Origin of the sequence: Bacillus sp. A260, assembly GCF_009861435.1 — a bacterium.
Classification (GTDB): domain Bacteria; phylum Bacillota; class Bacilli; order Bacillales; family Bacillaceae_G; genus Bacillus_A; species Bacillus_A cereus.
In genome coordinates, this window is record NZ_CP046398.1 from 4,516,604 (window position 1) to 4,540,599 (window position 23,996).

Below are 23,996 nucleotides of genomic sequence, written 5' to 3' on the forward strand. Positions count from 1 at the left end.
TCAAGCGATTTTATAGTAATTTTAGCGTCAGTTTATAAAAATTTAATGTTCCTATTTTACAGTTGAAATTAGGAGGTTGAAATTCCATGTTCAAAAAAACATTCAGTATGATATGTTGCGTAATTTTTTTACAAGGATGCTCGCAAGAACAAGAAGTAAAAAAGGAGATGGCAAACATGGAGACTGCACTACTAGCAGCTACTGAAAAAAATGAAACGAATACTGTTATATCTTTACTAAAACAAGGCGCAAATATAAATGCGACGGATAGTCAAGGACGCACTCCGCTTATGATTGCTACATACAAAAATGATGTAAAAACCGCAAAGGCGCTTATCAAAGCCGGTGCTGACGTAAATATTCAAGATGACATGAAAAATAATCCCTTTCTATACGCCGGTGCGGAAGGTTACTTAGACATTTTAAAACTAACAATTGATGCTGGTGCAGATCCTACGATTACAAATCGTTACGGCGGAACAGCTCTTATCCCAGCTTCAGAACATGGCTATATTGACGTCATAAAAGAACTCCTCACTCGAACAAATATTGATGTAAATCATGTAAATAACCTGGGATGGACAGCTTTAATGGAAGCCATCGTACTAAGTAACGGAAACGAAACACAGCAACAAGTCATTCGCCTTCTTATTGAGCACGGTGCAGATGTAAATATTCCAGACAATGATGGTGTTACCCCGCTAGAGCATGCTCGCGCTCATCACTTTGAGGAGATAGAGAAGATTTTGTTAGAAGGCCGTAAGTAAAAAGCTAATTTTTGCCTTCCTCCCCCACCCTATGCTACATTTAAGCCGTTACATTAATATTAATAGGGTGGGAATAAACATGAACAAACCTAAAATTGGGATGATTGGACTTGGAAGTATTGCGCAAAAGGCCTATCTTCCAACACTTACAAAAGAAACTGATTGGAATTTTGTAGGGGCGTTTACACCTAACGCAGAGAAAAGAAAACAAGTTTGCCAGCAATACCGAATTCAAGACTTTCATTCTATTGAAATGTTAGCTTCGGAATGCGATGCAATCTTCGTTCATAGTTCAACTGCATCGCATTATGAAATCGTTTCTGAACTTCTAAAAAAAGGGATCGACGTTTATGTTGATAAACCGCTCGCAGCTACAGTGGAACAAGCTGAGCAACTAGTCGAGTTAAGCGAGAAGTATAACCGAAAATTAATGGTCGGATTTAATCGCAGATTCGTTCCTATGTATGTCGCTGCCAAAGAACAGGCTAATGATATTTCATGGATTCGAATTGAAAAGCATCGTACAAATAAAGTCGGGCCATATACGTACGACTTCACTATGTTAGATGATTATTTACACATTGTAGATACCGCTCGCTGGTTAGCTAATGATGACCTTAACGCCGTTCACAATATGATGCAAATCAATGAAAAGAATGAACTTCTTTACGGACATCATACATATACAACTCCAAGTGGACTGTTACTTTCTACTGCAATGCATCGCCATGCCGGTACAAATTTAGAAAAAATTGAACTTGTAACGCCAGGGAAAATCATTCGCGTAAAAAATATGAATACATTTGAAATTGAACAGGAAAACTCAGTTTCACAAAGTGGTTCCCCATCATGGGATACGACGTTAAAACAACGTGGTTTTGAAGATGCTGTTCATCATTTTATTGAGTGTGTACAAGGCGATACAAAGCCTGTTGTAGATGGATTAGAAGGATTAAAAACGCAGCAAATGCTACAATCTTTACTAGATGATGTAAACAAAAATTAAAACGGATACATTTTTCAGAATTTACTTTCATTCCCATTCCCTCTTTATTTCTCTCGTAAATTTCTATAGAATATGTTGATAGGAATTATAAATTTCATAATGAATCGTGGAAAGGATGGGATTAACACATGTGGAACGAGTTTAAAAAATTCGCTTTCAAAGGGAATGTCGTTGATTTAGCTGTCGGGGTTGTAATCGGTGCTGCATTCGGTAAAATCGTTAGTTCTTTAGTAAAAGATATCATCACACCATTACTTGGTATGGTATTAGGTGGCGTTGACTTTACAAGTTTACACTTTGGATACGGTAAATCTGCTGTTATGTATGGTAACTTCATCCAAACAATTTTTGACTTCTTAATTATCGCAGCTTCTATCTTTATGTTTGTTAAAGTTTTCAACAAACTAACATCTAAAAAAGAAGAAGAAAAAGAGGAAGAAATTCCAGAACCAACAAAAGAAGAAGAACTTCTTGGCGAAATTCGCGACTTACTAAAACAGCAAAACTCTTCTAAAGATAGAGCATAATTGAACGGATAAAAAGGCATGTCCCCTCAGGACATGCCTTTTCTATATGCTATAACGTTTCCGAATTCATATGAATAAATAAAATAATACCAGCAACCATAAGTACCATAATGCTACCTGCAAATAGTGTAATACCAATAAACATTAAACTTGTGCTCATATCTACTGATACACTTTCAATAAAAATAGAAATTACATACGTGATAAGGGCAATTCCTGCAAGAATACTTCCTGGAACAAATCGCTTTAAACCATTTTGTTTTAACGTCATATATGCAAAAATAGCAGTCATACAAAGCGTAATTATCCAAAGAACGATCATCTCTTTTCCCCCCTCACAAGCCTTTTCTTTCTATTATACATGACATTGCCCTATAATAGTTAAATTTGCACTTATGTGACATATAACAAGGAATAGCCCCATCTATAGCGAAGGCATTATAACATACACTTATACAATAAGGAGGCTTTCATTTGGAATATACTACTACATATAAATTAGAGCTATCCGAACGATTCGATTATGTTACGATTGACTTAGACAAACAGTTTTTTTACATCGAAGTTGTAAATTTACAAAGTAATATAACTGTACTAAAAATATCAATTAACTTGCAAAAAGACGAAACGATGGTAGAGGGAAATATAATTCATTATGATACTTTTCACGTAGATGCATTATTACAAGGATTGAAATATGTTGCTCGAACATGTATTGATCACAATTTAAAAAACCAAAAGGAACTGTTTGCATTTTTAGAAGAAAATTAGCTCCAACAAAAAAATGGTTATTTTTTCCTTTTATTGATATAATTGTTATATATAAATATTCTTTATAAGGGAGTGTTCATAATGATTTGGATTTCACTAATCGTATTAGCTTATTTCATCATTCTCGTCCCAATACAGTACAACTACATTAAAATGCTCAAAGAAAAACAGAAAAAAATGAGTGTCTCACAAAACGAACTATATGACAACATGTCTTATGAAGAATCCCAAGTACATTACCATTATCAAAGTAACGTATTTACAATACCTGCTTCGCTTGTCGCAAGTATTATTTATAAAGTGAACCATGCAGCATAATATGTACGCTGTAAAATTATTGTTTGAGTCTGTTCATTCTAGTGAGCCTGATTCTACGAAAATTGATGAGTATTATGAAGAGAATCACGATACACTTTTTGAAGAAAGTATTATTCTTGTTAAAGCAAACAGTTTGGAAGAAGCTCATGCACTAGGCGAACAAATCGCTATACAGTCTGAGCATACGTACGATAATAAGTACGGCCAGCAAATAACATGGACGTTTCGAAAACTATTGCATGTGTTTGAATTAGACGATACCCCATTTGAAACTGGAAAAGAATTGTATGCAAGATTTTTACACGTTAAGAAAGACGAAATGGTAAATGCAGTCGTACAAAAATACTATCCTGAATACGAATAAAAGCTCACAGCAATCGCTGTGAGCTTTTTTATACTTACTTCGTTGAATCTCTAAATTGGATACGGTGAGGTAAGATAACAGTGTGATCTTCCACTTTTTCTTTGTTCATATACTTTGTTAATAGACGCATTGCTACTGCACCGATATCATACATCGGTTGAACAACTGTTGAAAGCTGCGGACGAACCATTAATGCAAGGCGTGTATTATCGAAACCAAGTACTTCTACGTCAGTTGGTACGTTTAATCCAGCGTCTTGTGCTGCATGGATTACACCTAGTGCCATTTCATCAGAAGATACGAAGATTGCTGTTGGCTTTTCATCATTGCTACAAAGCTTTTCGAATGCTTCGATACCTGAGTCATATGTGTAATCTCCATCGATTACAAGATTTTCATCATATGAAATACCTGCTTCTTCTAAAGCTTTTTTATAACCTTGTAACTTCTTCGCGCTTCCCGCTTTATCAATGAAAGGACCAGAGACGAAACCGATACGTTTATGTCCTTGCTCGATAAAGTGCTTCATTGCATCATAAGCTGCTTGTGTATAATCAATATTTACTGATGGCGTTTCATTTTGCTCATCAAATGATGCTGCTAATACAATTGGTACTGGAGATTTTTTAAATTCTTCAATGTGAATGTCTGTAATATCTTCACCCATGAAAACAATTCCGTCCACTTGTTTTCCAAGCATCGTATTTAATAAATGGAACTCTTTCTCTTTGTTTTGGTCAGAGTTACTTAAAATGATGTTATATTTGTACATTGTTGCGATATCTTCAATTCCACGAGCTAGTTCTGCATAAAACGTATTTGAGATATCAGGAATAATAACACCTACTGTAGTTGTCTTCTTACTTGCTAGTCCACGTGCTACCGCATTTGGGCGGTATCCTAAACGATCAATTGCTTCTAATACTTTCTTTCTTGTTGTAGGCTTTACATTTGGGTTACCGTTCACAACGCGTGATACGGTAGCCATTGAAACGTTCGCTTCACGCGCTACATCATATATTGTTACGTTCATCTCATCGCACACTCCTTCTATTTTTGTTATCTATTTTTATGTATCGGTTACTTGAATGAAAAAAAGACATCAACTCTATTTGCAGATGCCACCAATCGTCCCGAGTTCTTCCTTTTACTAATGATACGATAAAAACGCAGGCTCATACAATATTTTCCCGCAAAAGTTTCGAAAAAATTCGCTTCTTTTCTCGTATTTTCGTATTTTTTATGAAAAAAGGGCATTTTTTGTAAAAAAATAGATGTTTCCTTAGTAGAAATCTTATTTTAAGCAGTACGATAGTAAATGAAATTTATATCGGCGATTTTTCGAATATATCGACTGTAACTCGAAATATATCAGCGATTTTCCAAATATATCGACCGCAACTCTAATTATATCAGCGATTTTTTAAATATATCAACTTACCAACAAAAATCGACAATGACAGTCGCTATACAATAGGAGAAAGCTGTTCCAAAATGCCTTTTTGGAACAGCTCATTAAAAGTTTTTATAATTTACTTCCAAATGATTTTAATTCATTCATAAAATCATTGAACTGCGGTATATTCATTTGTTGCGCTGCATCAGATAAAGCTACAGCTGGATCTGGATGTACTTCAGCCATAATTGCGTCTGCACCAATTGCCATCGCTGCTTTTGCAGTTGGTAAGAGAAGGTCACGTCGCCCTGTAGAATGCGTTACATCGACAACGACAGGTAAATGTGTTTCTTTCTTTAAAATCGGCACAGCGGAAATATCAAGCGTATTACGCGTCGCTCTTTCATACGTGCGAATACCTCGTTCACATAAAATAATGTTCCCATTTCCCTTTGCCATAATATATTCTGCCGCATTAATGAATTCTTCAATCGTTGCTGATAGACCACGTTTTAATAATACTGGTTTATTCACAGCACCAGCTGCCCTTAGCAAATCAAAGTTTTGCATATTGCGAGCGCCAATTTGAATAACATCAACGTAATCTAATGACATCTCAATATCATTCGGATTTAAAATTTCACTAATAACAGCCAAATCATATTCATCTGCTACCTGGCGCAAAATTTGTAATCCCTCTAATCCAAGACCTTGAAAATCATACGGTGAAGTACGTGGTTTAAACGCACCACCACGCATTAATTTCAGACCTTGCCCTTTCATTGCTTCAGCAACTTGACGTACTTGTTCATAACTTTCCACTGCACACGGTCCCATAATAAAATGCTGATTTCCGTCACCAATTTTTTCACCATTAATTTCAACAATCGTATCTTCTGTTTTTTTCTTACGAGAAACAAGTAATGCTTTACGATGATCGTCTTCTTGTAATTCTAAACCAGCTTGAAAAATTTGTTTGAAAATATGTTGTAAAGTCGAAGTTTCAAATGGACCATTATTATTCTCTGCAATTAAATCCAGCATATTTCTTTCACGTACAGGATCAAAACGTTTCACACCTTGTACTTCTTTTAAATTACCAACTTCTTGTACGAGACGACCTCTTTCGTTTAGTAACTCTAATATTTGTAAATTAAGTTGATCAATTTCAGAACGTAAACGACCTAATTGTTGTGATGCCATAAGAAAGCCACCTCTTTCAAATTCCTATATGTTACTTTTTTAAGATAATTTATTATAGCTGATACATATACGATTGTCACACGATATACAGCAAGGAATTACTATCAAAAAACATTATATATTTTCATTTAAAATAAAAAAAAGACAGTTTACATACTGTCTTTTTTTACAAGAAGGAAACAAACGGTTTATCACTGTTTTTCTCTTTTATAATAACGGCCTCAATTTTACTCTCGGACTTGATCTGTAATTGTACTTTCGCATCTTTAGGCAATTTGTCTAACATGCCTTGAGCAGCCAATTGGGTAAGAGCCATTAATTCTGTTTTACCGTTATATTTAATAACAATATTCATATTTAATGTATCCATTTGATCTTTCTTATAAGAAACTTTAGCGTTGACTGGAATAAAATCTCCATTAGAAAAACCTTTTATTTCCTTAGCAAAGTTATTTATTTTTGTATTATCTTCTCCATGTGCTTGTGTAAATTCATCAGAAGGATATGAATACGACTTTTCATCGATCGTACTCCAATTTCCAAGGTTCGTATCATTCTTTTGAACAGTAGCACTAGCAATATACGTACCATTTTTTAAAGAACTTGTACTTTCTTGCTTAAAGATAGCAAACGTAATTGGAGATTTGTTATATTTATCATTTTTGTTAATAGCTTCAATAAGTTGTTTAGCAACTTCAGTCCCTTTAGACATAGCCTCTTCATTCGATACACTTGAAGACATAGCTAAGCCAATCATAACACCAGATAAACTTAATTCATTTGAATTCTGTTTTCCGAAATAATCTTGTTCTATAATATTTGTCAAAACTGGCGCTTCTACTTTCGCAACTAGTTCATCAATTAGTTTCTCTGGAATATACTGGTTTAATTGCAGTACGTGACTCTCTGTATCAAATTGCTGCGTTGCAATATTTATTAAACCATTTTCATACTCTGCTAAATCTAATTTAGAATTTGTTTTTATATTAGCTGTATTAATAACCTTTTGTTCTTTTAAAGGAATAACAGTTCTATAATAATCTTTAGAAACAGCAGTTCTCGGAATCATACTTTTTTCTTTTGTATCTTTTTGTATAACTTCATCCTTCTTACTAATCGTATTACTATTGTTACTACAAGCTCCCAGTAATAAACTTACGACTGCGAAGGATAATGCCATTTTCTTCATTACTTAAAACCTACTTTCAACAATCTAGTTATTTAGTTTGAACTATTAATAGTGTACCACTAAATATATTTCAACAAAAACAAAAAAAAAGAAGCAAGCACCTTTAGCTTGCTTCTTTTTACTTTATATTCTCTTCTAAAGCATCTTTTTTAATATTCCAATGAGATGTATTCCATACTACCATCCCATCTTTTATGTATAACACTTGTGGTGATTCATGTCTAATACTGTATTGTTCTGCAACACGATTTGACACATCTCTCGCATCTTGTACGTATAAGTAATACGCTGGTACTTCTCTTTCTTCGCTGCAATACGCTTGAAATTCTGTGTATGCACCGTGACTAATTGGGCATGTCGTACTGTGTTTAAAAAGAACATACGGCTCGTTCTTTTCTACTAAGACTTCAAGCTCTTCAATTGTTTCAAGTTTTGTCATATTCATCACGATTCACCTCTCATACGAAATCTAGAGCGTTTCTCTTTCTTTTCAGCTTTTTTCTCAATTCTTTCTAATTTACGCTCTTCTTTTTCAACCTTCTTCTCTTGTCTCGACGCACGGTAATGATTGTATACTTCAATCGCCGCACTGCTCCACTGTACAACTTGCGCTACTTTATCAGCGTTATTTTCAATTTCGTCCGTTACAGAGTCTGATACATTACGAAGCTTCGTATTTAAAGATTGGATTGTCGTTCCAATCCCATCTACACCCGCTACCACTTTATTTAATGACTGTGACTTCTGTTGAATATCATCAGCTAACGCATTCGTTTTATGTAATAATTGCTCTGTCTCTACGCTAATTCCTTGCATTTGTTTTTCTAAACCTTCTAACGTGCTTGCAACGTTTTCTAACGTCTTCTGAACCGATAACAACGTTCTACATACATACACTACTAATACTGCGAAAGCAACCGCGATAATAGCCGCACTTACATATAAAAGAACTTGCATTTCATCACTTCCTTTATCTTTTTCATACTTTCCCCTATTATACAATCATTTTCCGTTTCATTCTAATCCCTATCTCATCATTAGAATTTTCATACTTATTCGTTAACTGTAACATAAATCATTCAACAAATTCCACTAAGTAGGTTACAATAGGAGAGGATACATAATTAGTAGGGAGGCTTTACATATGAAAGATCCACGTATTGAAAAGTTAGCATACAATTTAATTAACTACTCTATCCGCTTACAAAAAGGTGAAAAAGTATTAATTGAAAACTTTGGCTTACAAAAAGAACTTGTAACTGCACTTGTAAAAGAAGCATATGCAGCTGGTGGTTTCCCATTCGTCTCTTTAAAAGATCATCAAGTAGATCGCTCTTTATTAATGGGTGCTACTGAAGAACATTTCGAACAAATCGCTGCATATGAAGCAAGCGTAATGAAAGACATGGACGCTTATATCGGCCTTCGCTCTGGCGATAATATTAATGAACAAGCTGACGTTCCAAGTGAGCGTATGAAAGTTCATGGCCAAACAGTTGGTAAAAAAGTTCATAGAGACATTCGCGTTCCAAAAACACGCTGGGTTGTTCTTCGCTACCCAAATGCTTCTATGGCACAGCTTGCTAAAATGAGTACAGAAGCTTTCGAAGACTTCTACTTTGAAGTATGTAACTTAGACTACGGTAAAATGGATAAGGCGATGGACAGCCTTGTTACATTAATGAATAAAACAGATAAAGTTCGTTTAACTGGTCCTGGAACTGACTTAACATTCTCTATTAAAGACATTCCAGCAATTAAATGCTCCGGTCATTTAAACATTCCAGACGGTGAAGTATACTCTGCACCAGTTCGTGATTCTGTTAACGGTACAGTTTCTTACAACACACCATCTCCTTACAACGGTTATACATTTGAAAATGTACAACTTAAGTTCGAGAACGGCCAAATCGTTGAAGCAACTGCAAACGATTCAGAACGCATTAACAAAATCTTCGATACAGACGAAGGCGCACGCTACGTTGGTGAGTTCGCAATCGGCGTAAACCCATACATCTTACATCCAATGGGAGACATCCTATTCGATGAAAAAATCGATGGCAGCTTCCACTTCACTCCTGGACAAGCTTACGACGATGCATGGAACGGTAACAACTCGAACATCCATTGGGACTTAGTATGTATCCAACGCCCTGAATACGGCGGCGGCGAAATTTACTTCGACGACGTACTCATCCGTAAAGACGGACGCTTCGTTGTAGCTGAATTAGAAGCTTTAAATCCAGAGAACTTAAAATAATAATAAAAACGCTCGGGATTTTTCCGAGCGTTTTTTTTATTAATACTTTAATAACTCTTTCGCCACATCTTCTGGCACTTTAAAACTCATTTTCTTATTTTTCATTTCAACTTCGACATAAGGGACATCTTTATATACTGTCATCGTACCAATTTCATGTAACTCTTTTTTATCTTTACTCGAATCCAATAATTTCGGTGTATCCTCTTGATACATTGTAAATGTTTTCCCTTGCGGAGTATCTAAAGGAGCCGATTGCATTTTCCACTTATCCATTTTCATGACTTCAAACAGCTTTTCAATTTTTTTCTTATCGGTAATTACTTTTTTCTCACTTGAATCAGTAAGTGATTCAATTTCAACTTTTTGTGCCTTTTCTAAGTTCATATCAGCCTTTTCCTTCTTCGCACTACACCCTATTAAAAGAAAGGATGCAGTTAACAGAAGTAAAAATAACATAAGGGCTTTTTTCATTTCTAATCCCCCTAACTACATAGTGCTACTTTTCTCACTTTTTGTTTGCTGAAAATGAAAATAATATAAAAGCGCCACTGCAATAGTACTTATTAATATTGGTATATATAAGGGCAAATCCCATTTCATATATACTCTAGTGCAAATAGCAAGCACCAGTAATATTTCTAAGCAAAACAAAGGTTTTACATATTTCATTTCTTACCCACCATTTCTATTTTCACATGTGGATTTTCTTTTTCGATAAGCGCCAAAAATTCATTCATATCTTGCGGCATCGCAACCATATGTACTTTATATGCATTCGTCGTAATTTCAAGAGACTTTCCGACCTGACGTATAATTCTCACATCTTTTAATACAATATCATCATTTAAAATACCGTACTTTAATACGCCATTTTCTACTTTATGTTTTTTAATAAATACTTCCCAAACGAGTGGTACATTTACAATGAAGCATAAACCCATCCCAATCAACGCTGACATCCAATGCGCTTTATTAGTGAAAAGCATGACAATTGGATATATAAACATAAAAACTAACGTAAGGCAAACGAAAATGACTACTGACTTACTTCTTTGAATTGGAAAGTTCATACCTACACCCCCCTAATCCAAATTATACCACTATTTCCATTTTAGTTCATAGAAAAAGGCCATTTCTAAATGACCTTTTACACAATGTACCTATAAAATTTCTTATCTACCTGTAGCACCGGAAAGTTTTTCGGCAACTCGTCTATACTCACACTTTGAAAACCATTCTTTTCATAAAAGCGATGCGCCGCTAAAAATTTTACTGTTGTTCCTAAGTAAATATCTTTCAGCTTTTTATTCTCAGCCCATGAAATTGCTGTTTGGAGCAACATATGTGATGCGCCCCATTCTTTTCCGCGAAACTCTTTTTGTACGAACATTTTTCTTAGCGCTACTTGATGATTCTCAATATCTAATAAAGCTACTGTTCCAACTACTTTACCATCATAAATTGCTACCCAAAAGTTTCCATGATTCCTTTGATAAAATGTTTCTATTTCAAGTAAATCAGGTTGCTCTTGTTTCGTAATTGAAACATTATACTCTTTTTGCTGAATATGAACGATAAGATCTACTACTTCCTCTTGAAACGTACTTTCATATGGAACAATACGAATCTTCTCGTTCATCGAATCTCTTTCCATTCTGAAGCTAGTAAACTATATACAGCGATATCATGAAAATGATCATATAGCCATTCTTCATCTCGTAAAATACCATCTAACTTAAATCCTAAACGTTCTGGAATTGCGCGGCTTTTCGCATTTCCAACACCGCACCGAATTTCAATTTTATTCAGCTTTAAATTTTCAAATGCATAGTGAAGTACAGCCTTTACGCTACGCGTCATAATACCTTTCCCGCCAGCATCTTCTGCAAGATAATACCCAAGACTCGTCGCTTTCTTCCCCCAGCTCACTGGATGAATGCCTACCATCCCAACGAGCTTTCCTTTGTAACGTATACCACTTTCAAAACCGTCTCCCTCTGCAAACTTCTTTAACCACATCGGAAAAATTTCATCATAAGCATCAGCAGATTTTGTCCCATCTACCCAAGGGAGCCATTTCCGTAAATGATTACGGTTTTGATCTAATAATTGATATAATTCCTCTTTATGATGTTTTTCTAGTAATTGTAGTTCGATTTCGTCATCTACTCGGAGTGTGAACATGTTTTTTAGTCCCCTTTTTAGTTTTCTTATTATTCTAACATTTATATTTCAAAACGCGTACCAATATATCAACGATTTTTGAAATATATCGAACACAACTCCATATATATCGACGTTTCAACATTAATGCACAACCACGACAACATAAAAAAGACGCACAGCCAAGCTATGCGTCTTTTCTATTATTTCTCTGCAACTTGAACTTCTTTTACGTAAGCCGCTTCGAATTTTTGGATGTCACCTGCGCCCATGAAAATTAGAACGCCGTTTTTATGTTTCTTTAATACATCCGTTGTTGTATCTGTAATTAATTCTGCACCGTCAATACGCTTTTGCAGATCTTCGATTGTTAATTCACCTTTGTTTTCACGTGCTGATCCGAAAATATCACATAAGTATACTTGGTCAGCTTTGCTTAGGCTTTCTGCGAACTCATCTAAGAACTTTTCTGTACGTGAGAATGTATGTGGCTGGAATACAGCGACAATTTCACGCTCTGGATGTTTTTGACGAGCAGCTTCAATCGTTGCATTAATCTCTGTCGGATGGTGTGCGTAGTCATCGATGATTACTTGCTCTCCCATCGGCTTTTCATTAAAGCGACGTTTTACGCCTTCAAAAGTTGTTAATTGATGTTTTACTGCTTCTACATCAACATTTTCATAATGGCAAAGCGCGATTACTGCTAACGCATTTAATACGCTGTGATTGCCGTATCCTGTAATTTTGAACGTATCATAGTACGTGTTACGAACGAATACATCAAATATCGTACCATCTGTTCTCTTTTGAATGTTGCGTGCTTGGAAATCATTATCTTCTCCAAATCCATAGAAAATAACAGGTACTTTCGCTTGAATTTTTTGAAGTTCTTCATCATCTCCACATGCAATAATGCCTTTTTTCACTTGCAATGCCATCTCTTGGAATGCACTGAATACATCATTGATGTCTGCAAAATAATCTGGATGATCAAAATCAATATTCGTCATAATTGCATAGTCTGGATTATAAGACAAGAAATGACGACGATACTCACAAGCTTCAAATACAAAATACTTACTATTTTCTACCCCATGCCCTGTTCCATCTCCAATAAGGTAAGATGTTGGGTGTGCACCTTGCATTACATGGGCTAACAAACCTGTTGTTGATGTTTTTCCGTGTGCACCAGTTACAGCAACACTTGTGTATTGGCTCATCAGGTCACCTAAGAAATGATGGTAACGATGGACTGGGATGTTTAATTCTTTTGCTGCTACGATTTCTTCATGCGTATCAGGAAATGCATTTCCTGCAATAATCACTTGTCCTTCTTCTACATTATTCTTATCAAAAGGAAGGATCGAGATACTACGCTTTTCCAACGCTGTTTGTGTAAAGAAACGCTTTTCATAATCAGACCCTTGAACAGTATGCTTCATATCATGAAGAATTTGCGCTAATGAACTCATTCCTGTTCCTTTAATTCCTACAAAATGGTAAACTGTCATCTTAAAGAACCTCCAACATTTCGAACTAATACAACGGCCTATCTATAAGACAGTATATGAATCTTTTCTTATTTTGGTAATCATCATACATTTTTGATGTAGTGAAGTTATTCTTTCCCTTCACTTATCAGGATAAACTCGTACGTACTTCTTTATATGTCCATAATAAGTCCATTATAGCAAAAAAGAAGCCGCTATACTATGATAACAGAAAAACTGATAGGGTCAATCACCTATCAGTTTTTCTCTCTTTTACATCTCTTCTCTTTTTTCTAATTGAACACGCTCTAAACGTGGGTTTGGACGATATTTACGACCAGCTTTTGCTTCTGGTTTCCCATTTAGTTCTACATTGTCACCAGTAAAGCCAATATTCATTTTTAATAAGCTACTTCCTACCCCGTATATGTCAACAGGTACGTTTTGAGCTTCAAATTCACGAATACGCTTCTCATCAAATCCACCAGTTACAACGATGTCTACATGCTGGAATCCTTCTTCATCAAGTGCTTTACGAAGTGCGAATACAAGCGATGGGTTTACACCACGTGGATCGAATGTTCCAAGTACTTCTGGGTGGCGAATAAAGTATTGATCAATCATCGTGCGGGACGTATCTACACGTACACCTTTTAATGTTGATCCAAATTCACGCGCTACGCGAAGTGCATCTGTAATGACATCATTGTTGTAATCAATTAATACAACTAATTCATCTTCTGGGAATTTCTTATGATATGCTTTTGCCGCTTCCACAACATCACCATTAAACATTTGAATTAATGCGTGAGGCATCGTCCCCATACCACTTTTGCCCCACCATTCATTCATCGCATGCGTCGCTTGTGCGCTCATACCTCCGATGTATGCTGCATAACCGTCACCAGCTTGTTGTGTATAATGATCATCACGATCTCCCATGAAAATAACTGGTTTTTCTTTATCTACGCTACGCGCAGCTTGGACAACGTTATATACGTTTGTCGCAACCGATGTACGACGAGCTAAAATCCCATCAATGACACCTTCTAAAAATCCGAAATTTTCATAAGGACCATGAATTGTTAACACTGTTTCAAATGGACTAATTTTATCGCCATCTTTTAAAGAGTTAATTTCAAGTTCCTCAGGATTTTTAGCGAATGTTTGTAGCAATGCAATTACTTCATCCGTTCCGCAAAGAACTGCATTTTCCTTTTGGAAAAATTGCATCGTTACAACACTTTTCGGGCGAAATTCTTCGATGATTTCTCTAGTCTTTAAAAAGTAAACGGCAGAGAACCAACCTTCTCCAACACGTTCGTCAAATTTAAATGTTTTATTTGTTAGTCTATTTATTTCACCTTTTAATTTTAATTCAATTTCTTTCATGTCGCTTTACTCCCTACTTTACTATCCAACATTTTCTCTTAGTATACAGCAAAACCGTTTACTATACATTTGTTTCCTGCATAGCGGCAAATTCATCCTCAGAAATAAGGACATCTCTCGGTTTCGTTCCTCTACCTTCAGAAATAATTCCTTGCGATTCCATCTCTTCAATGAGACGTGCCGCGCGATTATAACCGATGCGGAATTTTCGCTGTACAGAAGATGTGGACGCTCCCCCTTGTTCTACAACAAATTGACATGCATCAAGGAACAATTCGTCTTCCGACTCAGCTTGTTCTGTTTTCGCTAATAAATCCTCTTGCTTAAATAAGTAATTCGGCTTCATTTGCTTTTTCACATGATCAACTGTTTTTTCAATCTCATCATCCGATACGTATACACCTTGTACACGAACTGGTTTAGATGTACCGTTCCCTAAGAATAACATATCACCACGGCCAAGTAATTTCTCCGCGCCCCCAATATCAATAATCGTACGCGAATCAACTTGAGATGATACAGTAAACGCAATACGCGTTGGAATGTTTGACTTAATTAAACCTGTAATAACATCTACAGATGGACGCTGCGTCGCTACTAATAAATGAATACCACAAGCACGTGCTTTTTGCGCAATACGACAAATCGCTTCCTCAACATCACCAGGTGCTACCATCATTAAATCGGCTAACTCGTCAATGACAATAACGATATAAGGTAATGTCTCTCCTGGAATTTCTCGCTCACTTACAATCGTATTGTAGCGAGTTAAATCACGAGCACCTGCGTGTGCAAACAATTCATAACGGCGTTCCATTTCCTCAACTGCCCATTTTAATGCAGCTGTCGCTGCTTTTACATCCGTAATAACAGGTGCTACAAGATGCGGAACAGAATTGTATGGTGCAAGCTCAACCATCTTCGGATCAATTAACATTAACTTCACTTCATGTGGTTTCGCTTTATATAAAATACTCGTTAAAATCGCGTTAATACACACACTTTTACCTGAACCCGTTGCACCCGCAATAAGTCCGTGCGGCATTTTTCGAATATCCGTTACAATTGGGTCCCCTGAAATATCAAGTCCAAGCGCAACAGTAAGCGGTGATTCACTCTTTGTGAATACAGGACTTCTTAAAATTTCGCGAAGAAATACTGGCTTGCTTTCTTTATTTGGAACTTCAATTCCAATTGCACTCTTCCCTGGAATCGGCGCTTCAATACGAATATCTTTCGCAGCTAAACTTAACTTAATATCATCACTTAAGTTTGTAATTTTATTTACTTTCACACCTGGGTCTGGCTGTACTTCAAAACGAGTTACCGCTGGCCCTTGCGATACATTAATAACATGTGCGCCAACGTGAAAATTATTAAACGTTGTATCTAATAATTCTTTCTGCTCCTCTAACCATTCTGTATTATCTAACGCTGATTGCTGTGGAATCGACAACAGCGCTAATGGTGGAACAGTATATGTCGGTGGTGTATGCAATACATTTCGCATATCGTTCTCTCTTTGATTTACAACATATGCTTTCTCTTGTACTTCCGTACTTGAAATTGGCTTTTGTACTTGCTCTACCACTACTTGCTGCATTGGTTGCTCTTCCACTTGTGGTTCTGCTACTACTTGCTGCACTGGGCGTTCTTCCACTTGTGGTTCTGCTACTTGCTGCACTGGGCGCTCTTCCACTTGTGGTTCTACTACCACCTGCTGCACTGGGCGCTCTTCCACTTGTGGTTCTGCTACTACTTGCTGCACTGGGCGTTCTTCCACTTGTGGTTCTGCTACTACTTGCTGCACTGGACGTTCTTCCACTTGTGGTTCTACTACCACCTGCTGCATTGGGTTTTCTTCCACTTGTGGTTCTGCTACTACTTGCTGCACTGGGCGTTCTTCCACTTGTGGTTCTGCTACTACTTGCTGCACTGGGCGTTCTTCCACTTGTGGTTCTGCTACCACCTGCTGCATTGGGTTTTCTTCCACTTGTGGTTCTGCTACTACTTGCTGCACTGGGCGTTCTTCCACTTGTGGTTCTGCTACCTCTTGTTGTACTGGCTTATTCTCTACTCGTACATTAGCAGAAGGCTGCATTGCATTTGCTCTAGCTGCATGTCTTTCCATTAATCGTGTTCTATCTTGTTTCAACATAACAACATTAAATGGTACATGGCGCTTTTTCTCACGTTTTGGTTCTTCTTTTTGTACAACTGGTTGCTCTTCTGCGATTGGTGTTTCTTCTACAACTCGTTGCTCTTCTACGACTGGCGCTTCTTCTACAACTCGTTGCTCTTCTACGACTGGCGCTTCTTCTACAACTCGTTGCTCTTCTGCGACCTGTGCTTCTTCTACAACTCGTCTATTTTCCTCTGTTTCTGCAATTAAAACATTCGCAAAGCTTTGAACATCTTTCTTCGTTTGTTCATCAGCCTCAGCAACATGTATGAATTCACTCTTTTGTTCAATTGCTTCATCTTCTTGCTGAATTTCCTCAAGTGCTACAAATGTCTCTACTACAGGCGCTTTTGTTTCTGCAATCACTTCTGTTTCTTCTGCTTCCGCAATTACTTCCACTTCTTCCGTTTCCGCAATTACTTCCACTTCTTCTGACTCTTTCGCTTCCGCAATTACTTCCACTTCTTCTGACTCTTCTGTTTCTACAATCACTTCTACTTCTTCTGCTTCCGCAATTACTTCCACTTCTTCCGTTTCCGCAATTACTTCCACTTCTTCCGTTTCCACAATTACTTCCACTTCTTCCGTTTCCGCAATTACTTCCACTTCTTCCGTTTCCGCAATTACTTCCACTTCTTCTGACCCTTCTGCTTCCACTTCTTCAGGTGCCTCTGTTTCCATAACTACTTCTTCAAGCTCTTCCGTTTCTGCAATTACTTCTACTTTTGACACTTCTTCTGGTATTTCCACAATGATTGTTTCTTCAAGTTTTTCTTCTGCTTTGACAATCACTGATTCTTCTGGAGCTTGCTTTTCTACTTCAATAGTAGGTTGTTTTATTTCTGTATTACGTTTAATTTCTTCTGATAATATTGTATCCTCGTGCTCTACTTTAGAAGCTACTAATTCTTCTTGTAGATTGTTTTCGTTTAACACCACTACATCTTTTTCTAGCTTAGCACTTTCCATCTGCTCAGCTACTGTTTTATGAAGTAATTCATCCGCTGAAACTTCCTGCGGTGTACTCATTTCTTTAATCACTTCTTTTTCTTCTACTAAAGGCACTTGGCGTTCAATTTCATAACCGTTTTTCTCTAGCCATTGATCAACTACTGACTTTTCTTCCTTTTTATTCTCTTCATATTGTTGCTCTCCTTGCTGGTTAGCAGCTCTATGACTAGAAGAAGTTGGTGCTTGTCCTTCTGAGAAATCAGATAATTTATATCCTTTTTTCTCTAACCATGCATCAACGACTGATTTACCCTCTACAGATATTTCAAGATCTTCTCTTTCTTTTACTTCCTCCTGCTTTTCAACCTTTTTCTCTACTGAAGGACGATTATATCCATAAATTGGCGAAATCATTTCTGTTGGACGAAATGGTCTACGGTTACTCTCTTGCGAAGGTGCAGATGCCTTTTTAACGACAGACTCCCGCACCGGTTCATATTGCACTTCCGGTTCTTCATATGTAGAAACAACCTTTTCCACATACGGTCGTCTGCTTCTTTCCACCTTTATTCCTCTTTGGGCAGTCGGTTCTTCATATGCTACTCCTTGAACAGGTTGTTCTTCAAAGCGATTTACTTCGCTTTCATCCTCTTCATCGAACCCATTATCCGGTACTAAAGGAAAACGGCATTTACCTGCATTCCTACTTGCCATTTGTGCTTCTCTTGCTTCAGTGTAGTGGTTTACACGAGGAATTTTCGGCTGACTTTCAATTTGCTTTGGTACTTCTTTATTCATCGCTGTTTGTTCTTCCTCTTTGTTAAACAGCTTTTTCATCCAATCTAACATGCTTACCACTCTTTCTACTAAATAGTAACATCCTTTATTGTATCAGCATTCGGCAAAAAGTGCAGGTAAAATTAAGCATGTCATATTTATCCACAATATTCTAATTTACGAGTGTTTTCATATGGAAAAACGCAGCCTTTCATGTAAGACTGCGTTTAAGCTTTACTCTTCCGATATGCATCTACACTATCCGTTACACTTTGCAATAAAGAATTTACATACTGCGGGTCAGATAATTTTTTGTCTTCTTCATAGTTTGACATAAACCCAAGTTCTAATAACACACCAGGAACCTTTGCCCAATTAAATCCAGAAAGATCATCCCGAAATTTAATTCCATTTACTTTTACTTGCTGGTTCTCCCTCATTTTATTTACAATCATTTGAGAGATTTGAAGACTTTCCGCATAAATCTCTTTCGTATACGGACTTCCTTCTGCCGGCGTCAATACAGCAAACCCACTTTCGTTTGGATTTTCAGAACCATCTGCATGAAGACGTAAAAATAAATTCGCCTTATGATTATTTGCGAATGTCGCCCGTTCTTTATTACTTATATCAACGTCTTGTGATGTTCTCGTCATTAATACTTGTATCCCTTTTGCTTCAAGCTTTTCTTTTAATAAAAAAGCCATTTCTAATACAAGTACAGCCTCTCTCTTTTTCGTCACAACACCTGTTGTACCGTCTGTCACTTTATATTTTTGCGTTGTTGCCCCTGGTCCAATTGGCTCTAAATTTAAATTCGCTTTTTGTTGATGTCCTGGATCAATAACGACGAGAAACTTCTCTTGTTTTTCATTACCCTCTACTTTTTGTTCATTATTTTGCACTGGTTGCTCAGTTGGCTGTACTGGCGTAGTTTCTTCTTTCTTTTCCTCAGATGATACTTCCTCTTGCTTATGTTCTACTTGCTCATTCGTTTGAATTGCTTGTGACTCTTCATTCTTTTCTTGTTCTTGCTGCTTTTCTACCGGTGCGTCTTCTTTGGTATCTTTGTTTTTCTCTTGTATAGAAGATGTAGTTTCTTTTTTCGGCTGCTCTTGTGAACAACCGGCCATATATATTCCAATGAATGCAATCATGCTCATTATTTTTATATACTTCATACTTCTCTCCCATCACTTTGCACCGGATTCAAAGTTTTTCTTATAATTGCCCTATAATCTCATCCATATTTCCAATATAAACTGGCTGCCATTTTTCTGTACCACGTTCTGCAGTATAAACCGGATAAGCGTCATCATCTATATTTACGAAAACTGGATCGCCCATATCCGTTTCATATCCAATTGTAATCCATCCTTCTTGCCACTTTCCGTTTTCTTCACTTATTAATGAATTTTTATGTTTATCGTATCGGTAACCGATTTGTCCTTTTTCTAATTCACTTTCACTAAACACATATATTTCATAAGTACCTAGCTCAATATCTTGCTGTTTTGAAGTTTCAATTCGTTTTAGAAGTTCTGCGATTTTTATTTGTTGTTTCATACGTCTATCCCCTTCTATTTTTCTAAATTTTAACTAGTTTGTTTATAAAATACAATATAGATTTTAAGAAAAAAGGTGACATCCTTATAATATGAATGATTTTTTGAATATATCTGTCACAACTCTACATATATCAACGATTTTTCAAATATATCTATCACAACTCTACATATATCAACGATTTTTCAAATATATCTATCGTAACTCTACATATATCAACGATTTTTTAAATATATCTATCACAATTCTCAATATATCAACGATTTTTTAAATATATCTATCGTAACTCTACATATATCAACGATTCGACACGGAATATCGACTTACCAACAAAAAATGACAAAACAAAAAGAGAGGCTGCCCAAAAGGACAACCTCTCTTTTCTTATATCAATTAAAATTTAAACTCTTGTCCAACTTCAAAGCTATCTTCTAATACAAGAATACCTTTTTCTTGTGGAGCATCTGGAAGCTCTAATTCACGTGCAGAGCAGATCATTCCAGAAGAAGGAACACCGCGAAGTTCTGCTGGTTTAATTAACATACCACTTGGCATTACAGCACCAATTTTTGCAACGACAACTTTTTGTCCTGCATCAACGTTTGGTGCACCACATACGATTTGTAATGTTTCTGTACCGATTTCTACTTTACAGATGTTTAGCTTGTCAGCATTTGGATGCTTTTCTTTTTCAGCTACATAGCCTACAACAAATTTCGGAGAAAGATCTGCTTCTACTGTTTCTTCAAAGCCATTCTTCGCTAAAATTTCGTTGATTTTCTCTACAAGCTCTTTCGTTAATGTAAGGTTGCCTGTTTCTTTTACTTCTAAGTAAGAAGATGCATTAAAGATGTTGAATCCTGCTGTTACATTGCTTTCACGATCATATACGCGTGCAACATCTCCTTTGCGATCAAAAGTACGGTTCTCTAAAGTAATATCTTGTAAGGCAACAATTAAAGTGTCACCAATTCCTTCAAGGTTGTAAAAAACGTTCACTTCGTTCATCCTTTCTCTTTTCCATCTGTCTTCTTCCGATTTTTCGCTAAAATAAAGATTGGTTCAAATTCTCCATCTTCATATACGAATGAAAGTGATGTAATCGGAACATGCCCTTCGGCAAAAAATTTCATTGTCATTTGTGCAATAATATCATAACCGATTTCGTTGACGATATCAGCAATAATTAATACATCTTGGTGAGGAACAGCAACAACCATGTCACCAGAAATCTTTTCACGCATCGATTGTAGTAACGATTCGTTTAAAATACGAGTCGCGTCATACCCATCATTTGTGTTTAAAAAGTAGAATGTATTACCCGCTACTGTGTCTTGTTTAAATTCATAACCTAATGAGCGTGCGTTGAATAATGCCATTTCACGCACTTGCTGTTCTGTAAGTTCTAATTTTTGTAATAGACGCTCATCAATTAGTCGATACGTTTTATTCGAATCTAGCGCGTAGTAAATACGTGTTTCCGCCGTATGATCCGTCATAATAAACGGATTTCCTTCTTCTGCTTGTTTCGGGAAAGAAGTAGAGCGAATAACAGGTAAAATTTTCGCTCCGCTATTTTCTTCTTTATGCATCGCAATTAGCGCTTCTTGTACGTAATAAGCAACTTCTTCAATTGCCTTTTCCTTGTTCACTTCCCATTTTGCCACAACTCCTGGAAGCGATACGTTAATACCTTTTTTGGAGTCTTTTTGTTCAATACGTAAAACTTCTTTCTCACTATCATACTGAAAGTCCCATTCTGGGTGAGATAATTTCTTTATTAACTCATCTTTCATCTTTTTACTTGTCATCTTCATCTCTTTTTTCCTCCCTTCCAAAAAAATAACCTCCCCCGCGAAGGTAGAGGTTGTTTTACAATTCAATTGGCAAATTGCCTTATTTTAAACCTTCAATGAACTCTTCGATTTGTTCTTGTGTTTTACGATCTTTGTTTACATAGCGACCAGTTTCTTCACCTTTATTGTACGCTACAAAGCTCGGAATGCCAAATACGTCTAATTTTACACATAGATCAATAAACTCATCACGATCTACATAGTAAAATGAGAAATCACTATATTTCTCTTCTACTTCTGGCATAAATGGATCTACAAAGCGGCAGTCTGGGCACCATTCTGCTGAGAACATAAAGACTACATTCTCTTCATTTTTTAACTGTTGGAATTGCTCCATGCTTTCTAATGACTTCATCTATATTTCCTCCTCTAACGGGTGCATTTTTCATGTTATAATCTTTCTTTTATACTACCATACATCGCGCACGGTGCAAGGTTTATGCTTGCTTTTTATCATACTTATATTGCCCAACTAACAACTTAACAACGTGTACAAATAATTCCGTGCGGTCGACATAATCATCTGTAAAAATACCGATAGCACCTTCGTGACTACGAATATCTTTTCGCTGCACAAACTCTTCCATCACTTCGCTTAATTCCTTACCATCTTCAAGAGGTGCTAAAAAATCGTCTGGTAACGTAATACGCGCTCCTCCGGCCACAAATACTTTCCCATCCATTGTTGCTAGCGCGCCCCAGTTACACATAAATAAACCGTGCTCCGTTTTCATTACGCCGCCTTCTAGCCCAATACCAATTGGAGCTTCTCCTTCCTCTAGCGCTCGCTTCGCTCTATTAATCGCTCCTTGCATCGTCTCTTCATCTGAGAAAGGCTGAGCTGATACTCCTGACGGAACAGAAAGAGATGTAATTTCAGCATCTTTCCAAACCTTCTCCACAGCGCCAACCTTCGTTTTATTCTTTGATCCTACTACTACTTTCATTTCGTTCACCTCTATAAAAATTCATCATTCTATTCTAATATCCCTATCAGATACGAATTAAGCATCAACCACTACCACATATCACCAAGTCATCTATTCAGCCTAAAAAAGAAGGTTTTTTCTAGCAACATTACCGTCTTCAAAAACAAAAACAGCCTCCCTCTCACTTCCTACTTGGGGTCTTCATACATCATTCGAACACCAATTAAGCACTGACCATTCCCACTCATGGATGGGGCATCTATTCAATCTAAAAAAAGAAGGTTTTTTCTAACAACATTACCGTCTTCAAAAACAAAAACAGCCTTCCTCTCACTTCCTACTTGGAGTCTTCATACATCATTCGAACACCAATTAAGCACTGACCGCTCCCACTCATCGATGGGTCATCTATTCAATCTAAAAAAGAAGGTTTTTTCTAGCAACATTACCGTCTTCAAAAACAAAAACAGCCTTCCTCTCACTTCCTACTTGGGGTCTTCATACATCATTCGAACACCAATTAAGCACTGACCATTCCCACTCATGGATGGGGCATCTATTCAATCTAAAAAAAGAAGGTTTTTTCTAACAACATTACCGTCTTCAAAAACAAAAACAGCCTTCCTCTCACTTCCTACTTGGAGTCTTCATACATCATTCGAACACCAATTAAGCACTGACCGCTCCCACTCATCGATGGGTCATCTATTCAATCTAAAAAAGAAGGTTTTTTCTAACAACATTACCGTCTTCAAAAACAAAAACAGCCTTCCTCTCTTTTCCTATCCAGGGTCTTAATACACCATTCGAGCACCAATCAGGCACTGACCGCTCCCACTCATCGATGGGTCATCTATTCAAGCCAAAAAAAGAAAGGCCTCTT

General features: G+C 36.7%; 27 protein-coding genes. 7 read left to right on the plus strand and 20 right to left on the minus strand.

From position 1 onward, the window contains the following. Positions 1-86 precede the first annotated feature (86 nt). The 3 genes from GD442_RS22915 to mscL all read left to right on the plus strand — a co-directional run bounded on the left by GD442_RS22915 (position 87) and on the right by mscL (position 2,300). Complete coding sequence (locus GD442_RS22915) at positions 87-767, plus strand: ankyrin repeat domain-containing protein (protein ID WP_000474105.1); 681 nt, start codon at positions 87-89, stop codon at positions 765-767. Positions 768-846: 79 nt separating this feature from the next. Further along, positions 847-1,773, plus strand: coding sequence for a Gfo/Idh/MocA family protein (locus GD442_RS22920; RefSeq protein WP_086402176.1), 927 nt, complete (start codon positions 847-849; stop codon positions 1,771-1,773). Between the two features lie 128 nt (positions 1,774-1,901). Next, positions 1,902-2,300: a large conductance mechanosensitive channel protein MscL gene (mscL, locus tag GD442_RS22925; RefSeq protein ID WP_000267011.1), complete on the plus strand. Its 399-nt coding sequence runs from the start codon at positions 1,902-1,904 to the stop codon at positions 2,298-2,300. A gap of 49 nt (positions 2,301-2,349) precedes the next feature. Here the strand turns inward: mscL and GD442_RS22930 are convergent, their stop codons facing one another. Beyond that, complete coding sequence (locus GD442_RS22930) at positions 2,350-2,622, minus strand: DUF3917 domain-containing protein (RefSeq protein ID WP_000636589.1); 273 nt, start codon at positions 2,620-2,622, stop codon at positions 2,350-2,352. A 152-nt stretch (positions 2,623-2,774) separates the two neighbouring features. On the opposite strand from GD442_RS22930, the gene dhp61 reads away from it, so the two are divergent. The 3 genes from dhp61 (at position 2,775) to GD442_RS22945 (ending at position 3,753) form a co-directional block, all read left to right on the plus strand. Beyond that, positions 2,775-3,071, plus strand: a complete 297-nt coding sequence (gene dhp61, locus GD442_RS22935; protein WP_000456864.1) for a protein Dhp61 — start codon at positions 2,775-2,777, stop codon at positions 3,069-3,071. 81 nt (positions 3,072-3,152) lie between these two features. Next, a complete protein-coding gene (locus GD442_RS22940) occupies positions 3,153-3,389 on the plus strand; it encodes a DUF3949 domain-containing protein (RefSeq protein ID WP_000637903.1) in 237 nt (78 codons plus the stop codon). Position 3,390: 1 nt separating this feature from the next. After that, positions 3,391-3,753 (plus strand): DUF4288 domain-containing protein, encoded by a 363-nt coding sequence (locus GD442_RS22945; RefSeq protein ID WP_002164415.1) that lies wholly within the window; start codon positions 3,391-3,393, stop codon positions 3,751-3,753. 34 nt (positions 3,754-3,787) lie between these two features. Here GD442_RS22945 and ccpA read toward each other — a convergent pair whose 3' ends face one another. From ccpA to GD442_RS22970, 5 genes are all read right to left on the minus strand, one after another. Beyond that, complete coding sequence (gene ccpA, locus GD442_RS22950; RefSeq protein ID WP_086402178.1) at positions 3,788-4,786, minus strand: catabolite control protein A; 999 nt, start codon at positions 4,784-4,786, stop codon at positions 3,788-3,790. Positions 4,787-5,278: 492 nt separating this feature from the next. Beyond that, complete coding sequence (locus GD442_RS22955; RefSeq protein WP_000168209.1) at positions 5,279-6,352, minus strand: bifunctional 3-deoxy-7-phosphoheptulonate synthase/chorismate mutase; 1,074 nt, start codon at positions 6,350-6,352, stop codon at positions 5,279-5,281. A 166-nt stretch (positions 6,353-6,518) separates the two neighbouring features. Then, positions 6,519-7,541 carry a CamS family sex pheromone protein gene (locus GD442_RS22960; protein ID WP_000738025.1) on the minus strand — a complete coding sequence of 341 codons (1,023 nt, stop codon included), beginning with the start codon at positions 7,539-7,541 and terminating at the stop codon, positions 6,519-6,521. Positions 7,542-7,659: 118 nt separating this feature from the next. Next, positions 7,660-7,986 (minus strand): bacillithiol system redox-active protein YtxJ, encoded by a 327-nt coding sequence (gene ytxJ / locus GD442_RS22965; RefSeq protein WP_001057469.1) that lies wholly within the window; start codon positions 7,984-7,986, stop codon positions 7,660-7,662. Beyond that, positions 7,986-8,498: a DUF948 domain-containing protein gene (locus GD442_RS22970; protein ID WP_001197720.1), complete on the minus strand. Its 513-nt coding sequence runs from the start codon at positions 8,496-8,498 to the stop codon at positions 7,986-7,988. The genes ytxJ and GD442_RS22970 overlap by 1 nt, the downstream gene beginning before the upstream one ends. 187 nt (positions 8,499-8,685) lie before the next feature. On the opposite strand from GD442_RS22970, the gene GD442_RS22975 reads away from it, so the two are divergent. After that, positions 8,686-9,801, plus strand: a complete 1,116-nt coding sequence (locus tag GD442_RS22975) for an aminopeptidase (protein ID WP_000654727.1) — start codon at positions 8,686-8,688, stop codon at positions 9,799-9,801. Between the two features lie 39 nt (positions 9,802-9,840). On the opposite strand, the gene GD442_RS22980 is transcribed toward GD442_RS22975, so the two are convergent. From GD442_RS22980 to GD442_RS23045, 14 genes are all read right to left on the minus strand, one after another. Further along, positions 9,841-10,275: a hypothetical protein gene (locus tag GD442_RS22980; protein ID WP_000709855.1), complete on the minus strand. Its 435-nt coding sequence runs from the start codon at positions 10,273-10,275 to the stop codon at positions 9,841-9,843. Between the two features lie 15 nt (positions 10,276-10,290). Then, on the minus strand, positions 10,291-10,473 hold the full coding sequence (locus tag GD442_RS28185) for a hypothetical protein (RefSeq protein WP_000878355.1): 183 nt from the start codon (positions 10,471-10,473) through the stop codon (positions 10,291-10,293). Beyond that, positions 10,470-10,874 (minus strand): PH domain-containing protein, encoded by a 405-nt coding sequence (locus GD442_RS22990; RefSeq protein ID WP_001010641.1) that lies wholly within the window; start codon positions 10,872-10,874, stop codon positions 10,470-10,472. The genes GD442_RS28185 and GD442_RS22990 overlap by 4 nt, the downstream gene beginning before the upstream one ends. A 77-nt stretch (positions 10,875-10,951) precedes the next feature. Continuing rightward, a complete protein-coding gene (locus GD442_RS22995; RefSeq protein ID WP_086407801.1) occupies positions 10,952-11,443 on the minus strand; it encodes a GNAT family N-acetyltransferase in 492 nt (163 codons plus the stop codon). Then, positions 11,440-11,988: a GNAT family N-acetyltransferase gene (locus GD442_RS23000; protein ID WP_000494681.1), complete on the minus strand. Its 549-nt coding sequence runs from the start codon at positions 11,986-11,988 to the stop codon at positions 11,440-11,442. The genes GD442_RS22995 and GD442_RS23000 overlap by 4 nt, the downstream gene beginning before the upstream one ends. Positions 11,989-12,170: 182 nt before the next feature. After that, complete coding sequence (gene murC, locus GD442_RS23005) at positions 12,171-13,481, minus strand: UDP-N-acetylmuramate--L-alanine ligase (protein ID WP_000219468.1); 1,311 nt, start codon at positions 13,479-13,481, stop codon at positions 12,171-12,173. Positions 13,482-13,733: 252 nt separating this feature from the next. Beyond that, positions 13,734-14,852 carry a nicotinate phosphoribosyltransferase gene (locus GD442_RS23010; RefSeq protein WP_000658370.1) on the minus strand — a complete coding sequence of 373 codons (1,119 nt, stop codon included), beginning with the start codon at positions 14,850-14,852 and terminating at the stop codon, positions 13,734-13,736. A gap of 61 nt (positions 14,853-14,913) precedes the next feature. Then, complete coding sequence (locus GD442_RS23015) at positions 14,914-18,834, minus strand: DNA translocase FtsK (protein WP_159365208.1); 3,921 nt, start codon at positions 18,832-18,834, stop codon at positions 14,914-14,916. A 155-nt stretch (positions 18,835-18,989) separates the two neighbouring features. Further along, the gene (locus GD442_RS23020) at positions 18,990-19,943 is read right to left on the minus strand and encodes an N-acetylmuramoyl-L-alanine amidase (RefSeq protein WP_000874046.1); all 954 of its coding nucleotides are present in this window, start codon (positions 19,941-19,943) and stop codon (positions 18,990-18,992) included. A 40-nt stretch (positions 19,944-19,983) separates the two neighbouring features. Continuing rightward, positions 19,984-20,328: a hypothetical protein gene (locus tag GD442_RS23025; RefSeq protein ID WP_000813166.1), complete on the minus strand. Its 345-nt coding sequence runs from the start codon at positions 20,326-20,328 to the stop codon at positions 19,984-19,986. Positions 20,329-20,721: 393 nt separating this feature from the next. Further along, positions 20,722-21,336: a YtpR family tRNA-binding protein gene (gene ytpR, locus GD442_RS23030; RefSeq protein ID WP_001006770.1), complete on the minus strand. Its 615-nt coding sequence runs from the start codon at positions 21,334-21,336 to the stop codon at positions 20,722-20,724. Then, a complete protein-coding gene (locus GD442_RS23035) occupies positions 21,333-22,145 on the minus strand; it encodes a DUF1444 domain-containing protein (RefSeq protein WP_159365209.1) in 813 nt (270 codons plus the stop codon). The genes ytpR and GD442_RS23035 overlap by 4 nt, the downstream gene beginning before the upstream one ends. A gap of 79 nt (positions 22,146-22,224) precedes the next feature. After that, positions 22,225-22,539 (minus strand): thioredoxin family protein, encoded by a 315-nt coding sequence (locus GD442_RS23040; RefSeq protein ID WP_000838193.1) that lies wholly within the window; start codon positions 22,537-22,539, stop codon positions 22,225-22,227. A gap of 82 nt (positions 22,540-22,621) precedes the next feature. Continuing rightward, on the minus strand, positions 22,622-23,131 hold the full coding sequence (locus GD442_RS23045) for a DUF84 family protein (protein WP_000869940.1): 510 nt from the start codon (positions 23,129-23,131) through the stop codon (positions 22,622-22,624). Positions 23,132-23,996 lie beyond the last annotated feature (865 nt).

What these genes read in the sequence shown, in the direction of transcription:
- GD442_RS22915 (WP_000474105.1), top strand. Translation starts at nt 87, where the DNA reads ATGTTCAAAAAAACATTCAGTATGATATGTTGCGTAATTTTTTTACAA.
- GD442_RS22920 (WP_086402176.1), top strand. Translation starts at nt 847, where the DNA reads ATGAACAAACCTAAAATTGGGATGATTGGACTTGGAAGTATTGCGCAA.
- mscL (WP_000267011.1), top strand. Translation starts at nt 1,902, where the DNA reads ATGTGGAACGAGTTTAAAAAATTCGCTTTCAAAGGGAATGTCGTTGAT.
- GD442_RS22930 (WP_000636589.1), bottom strand. Translation starts at nt 2,622, where the DNA reads ATGATCGTTCTTTGGATAATTACGCTTTGTATGACTGCTATTTTTGCA.
- GD442_RS22940 (WP_000637903.1), top strand. Translation starts at nt 3,153, where the DNA reads ATGATTTGGATTTCACTAATCGTATTAGCTTATTTCATCATTCTCGTC.
- GD442_RS22945 (WP_002164415.1), top strand. Translation starts at nt 3,391, where the DNA reads ATGTACGCTGTAAAATTATTGTTTGAGTCTGTTCATTCTAGTGAGCCT.
- ccpA (WP_086402178.1), bottom strand. Translation starts at nt 4,786, where the DNA reads ATGAACGTAACAATATATGATGTAGCGCGTGAAGCGAACGTTTCAATG.
- GD442_RS22955 (WP_000168209.1), bottom strand. Translation starts at nt 6,352, where the DNA reads ATGGCATCACAACAATTAGGTCGTTTACGTTCTGAAATTGATCAACTT.
- GD442_RS22960 (WP_000738025.1), bottom strand. Translation starts at nt 7,541, where the DNA reads ATGAAGAAAATGGCATTATCCTTCGCAGTCGTAAGTTTATTACTGGGA.
- ytxJ (WP_001057469.1), bottom strand. Translation starts at nt 7,986, where the DNA reads ATGAATATGACAAAACTTGAAACAATTGAAGAGCTTGAAGTCTTAGTA.
- GD442_RS22970 (WP_001197720.1), bottom strand. Translation starts at nt 8,498, where the DNA reads ATGCAAGTTCTTTTATATGTAAGTGCGGCTATTATCGCGGTTGCTTTC.
- GD442_RS22975 (WP_000654727.1), top strand. Translation starts at nt 8,686, where the DNA reads ATGAAAGATCCACGTATTGAAAAGTTAGCATACAATTTAATTAACTAC.
- GD442_RS22980 (WP_000709855.1), bottom strand. Translation starts at nt 10,275, where the DNA reads ATGAAAAAAGCCCTTATGTTATTTTTACTTCTGTTAACTGCATCCTTT.
- GD442_RS28185 (WP_000878355.1), bottom strand. Translation starts at nt 10,473, where the DNA reads ATGAAATATGTAAAACCTTTGTTTTGCTTAGAAATATTACTGGTGCTT.
- GD442_RS22990 (WP_001010641.1), bottom strand. Translation starts at nt 10,874, where the DNA reads ATGAACTTTCCAATTCAAAGAAGTAAGTCAGTAGTCATTTTCGTTTGC.
- GD442_RS22995 (WP_086407801.1), bottom strand. Translation starts at nt 11,443, where the DNA reads ATGAACGAGAAGATTCGTATTGTTCCATATGAAAGTACGTTTCAAGAG.
- GD442_RS23000 (WP_000494681.1), bottom strand. Translation starts at nt 11,988, where the DNA reads ATGTTCACACTCCGAGTAGATGACGAAATCGAACTACAATTACTAGAA.
- murC (WP_000219468.1), bottom strand. Translation starts at nt 13,481, where the DNA reads ATGACAGTTTACCATTTTGTAGGAATTAAAGGAACAGGAATGAGTTCA.
- GD442_RS23010 (WP_000658370.1), bottom strand. Translation starts at nt 14,852, where the DNA reads ATGAAAGAAATTGAATTAAAATTAAAAGGTGAAATAAATAGACTAACA.
- GD442_RS23015 (WP_159365208.1), bottom strand. Translation starts at nt 18,834, where the DNA reads ATGTTAGATTGGATGAAAAAGCTGTTTAACAAAGAGGAAGAACAAACA.
- GD442_RS23020 (WP_000874046.1), bottom strand. Translation starts at nt 19,943, where the DNA reads ATGAAGTATATAAAAATAATGAGCATGATTGCATTCATTGGAATATAT.
- GD442_RS23025 (WP_000813166.1), bottom strand. Translation starts at nt 20,328, where the DNA reads ATGAAACAACAAATAAAAATCGCAGAACTTCTAAAACGAATTGAAACT.
- ytpR (WP_001006770.1), bottom strand. Translation starts at nt 21,336, where the DNA reads ATGAACGAAGTGAACGTTTTTTACAACCTTGAAGGAATTGGTGACACT.
- GD442_RS23035 (WP_159365209.1), bottom strand. Translation starts at nt 22,145, where the DNA reads ATGAAGATGACAAGTAAAAAGATGAAAGATGAGTTAATAAAGAAATTA.
- GD442_RS23040 (WP_000838193.1), bottom strand. Translation starts at nt 22,539, where the DNA reads ATGAAGTCATTAGAAAGCATGGAGCAATTCCAACAGTTAAAAAATGAA.
- GD442_RS23045 (WP_000869940.1), bottom strand. Translation starts at nt 23,131, where the DNA reads ATGAAAGTAGTAGTAGGATCAAAGAATAAAACGAAGGTTGGCGCTGTG.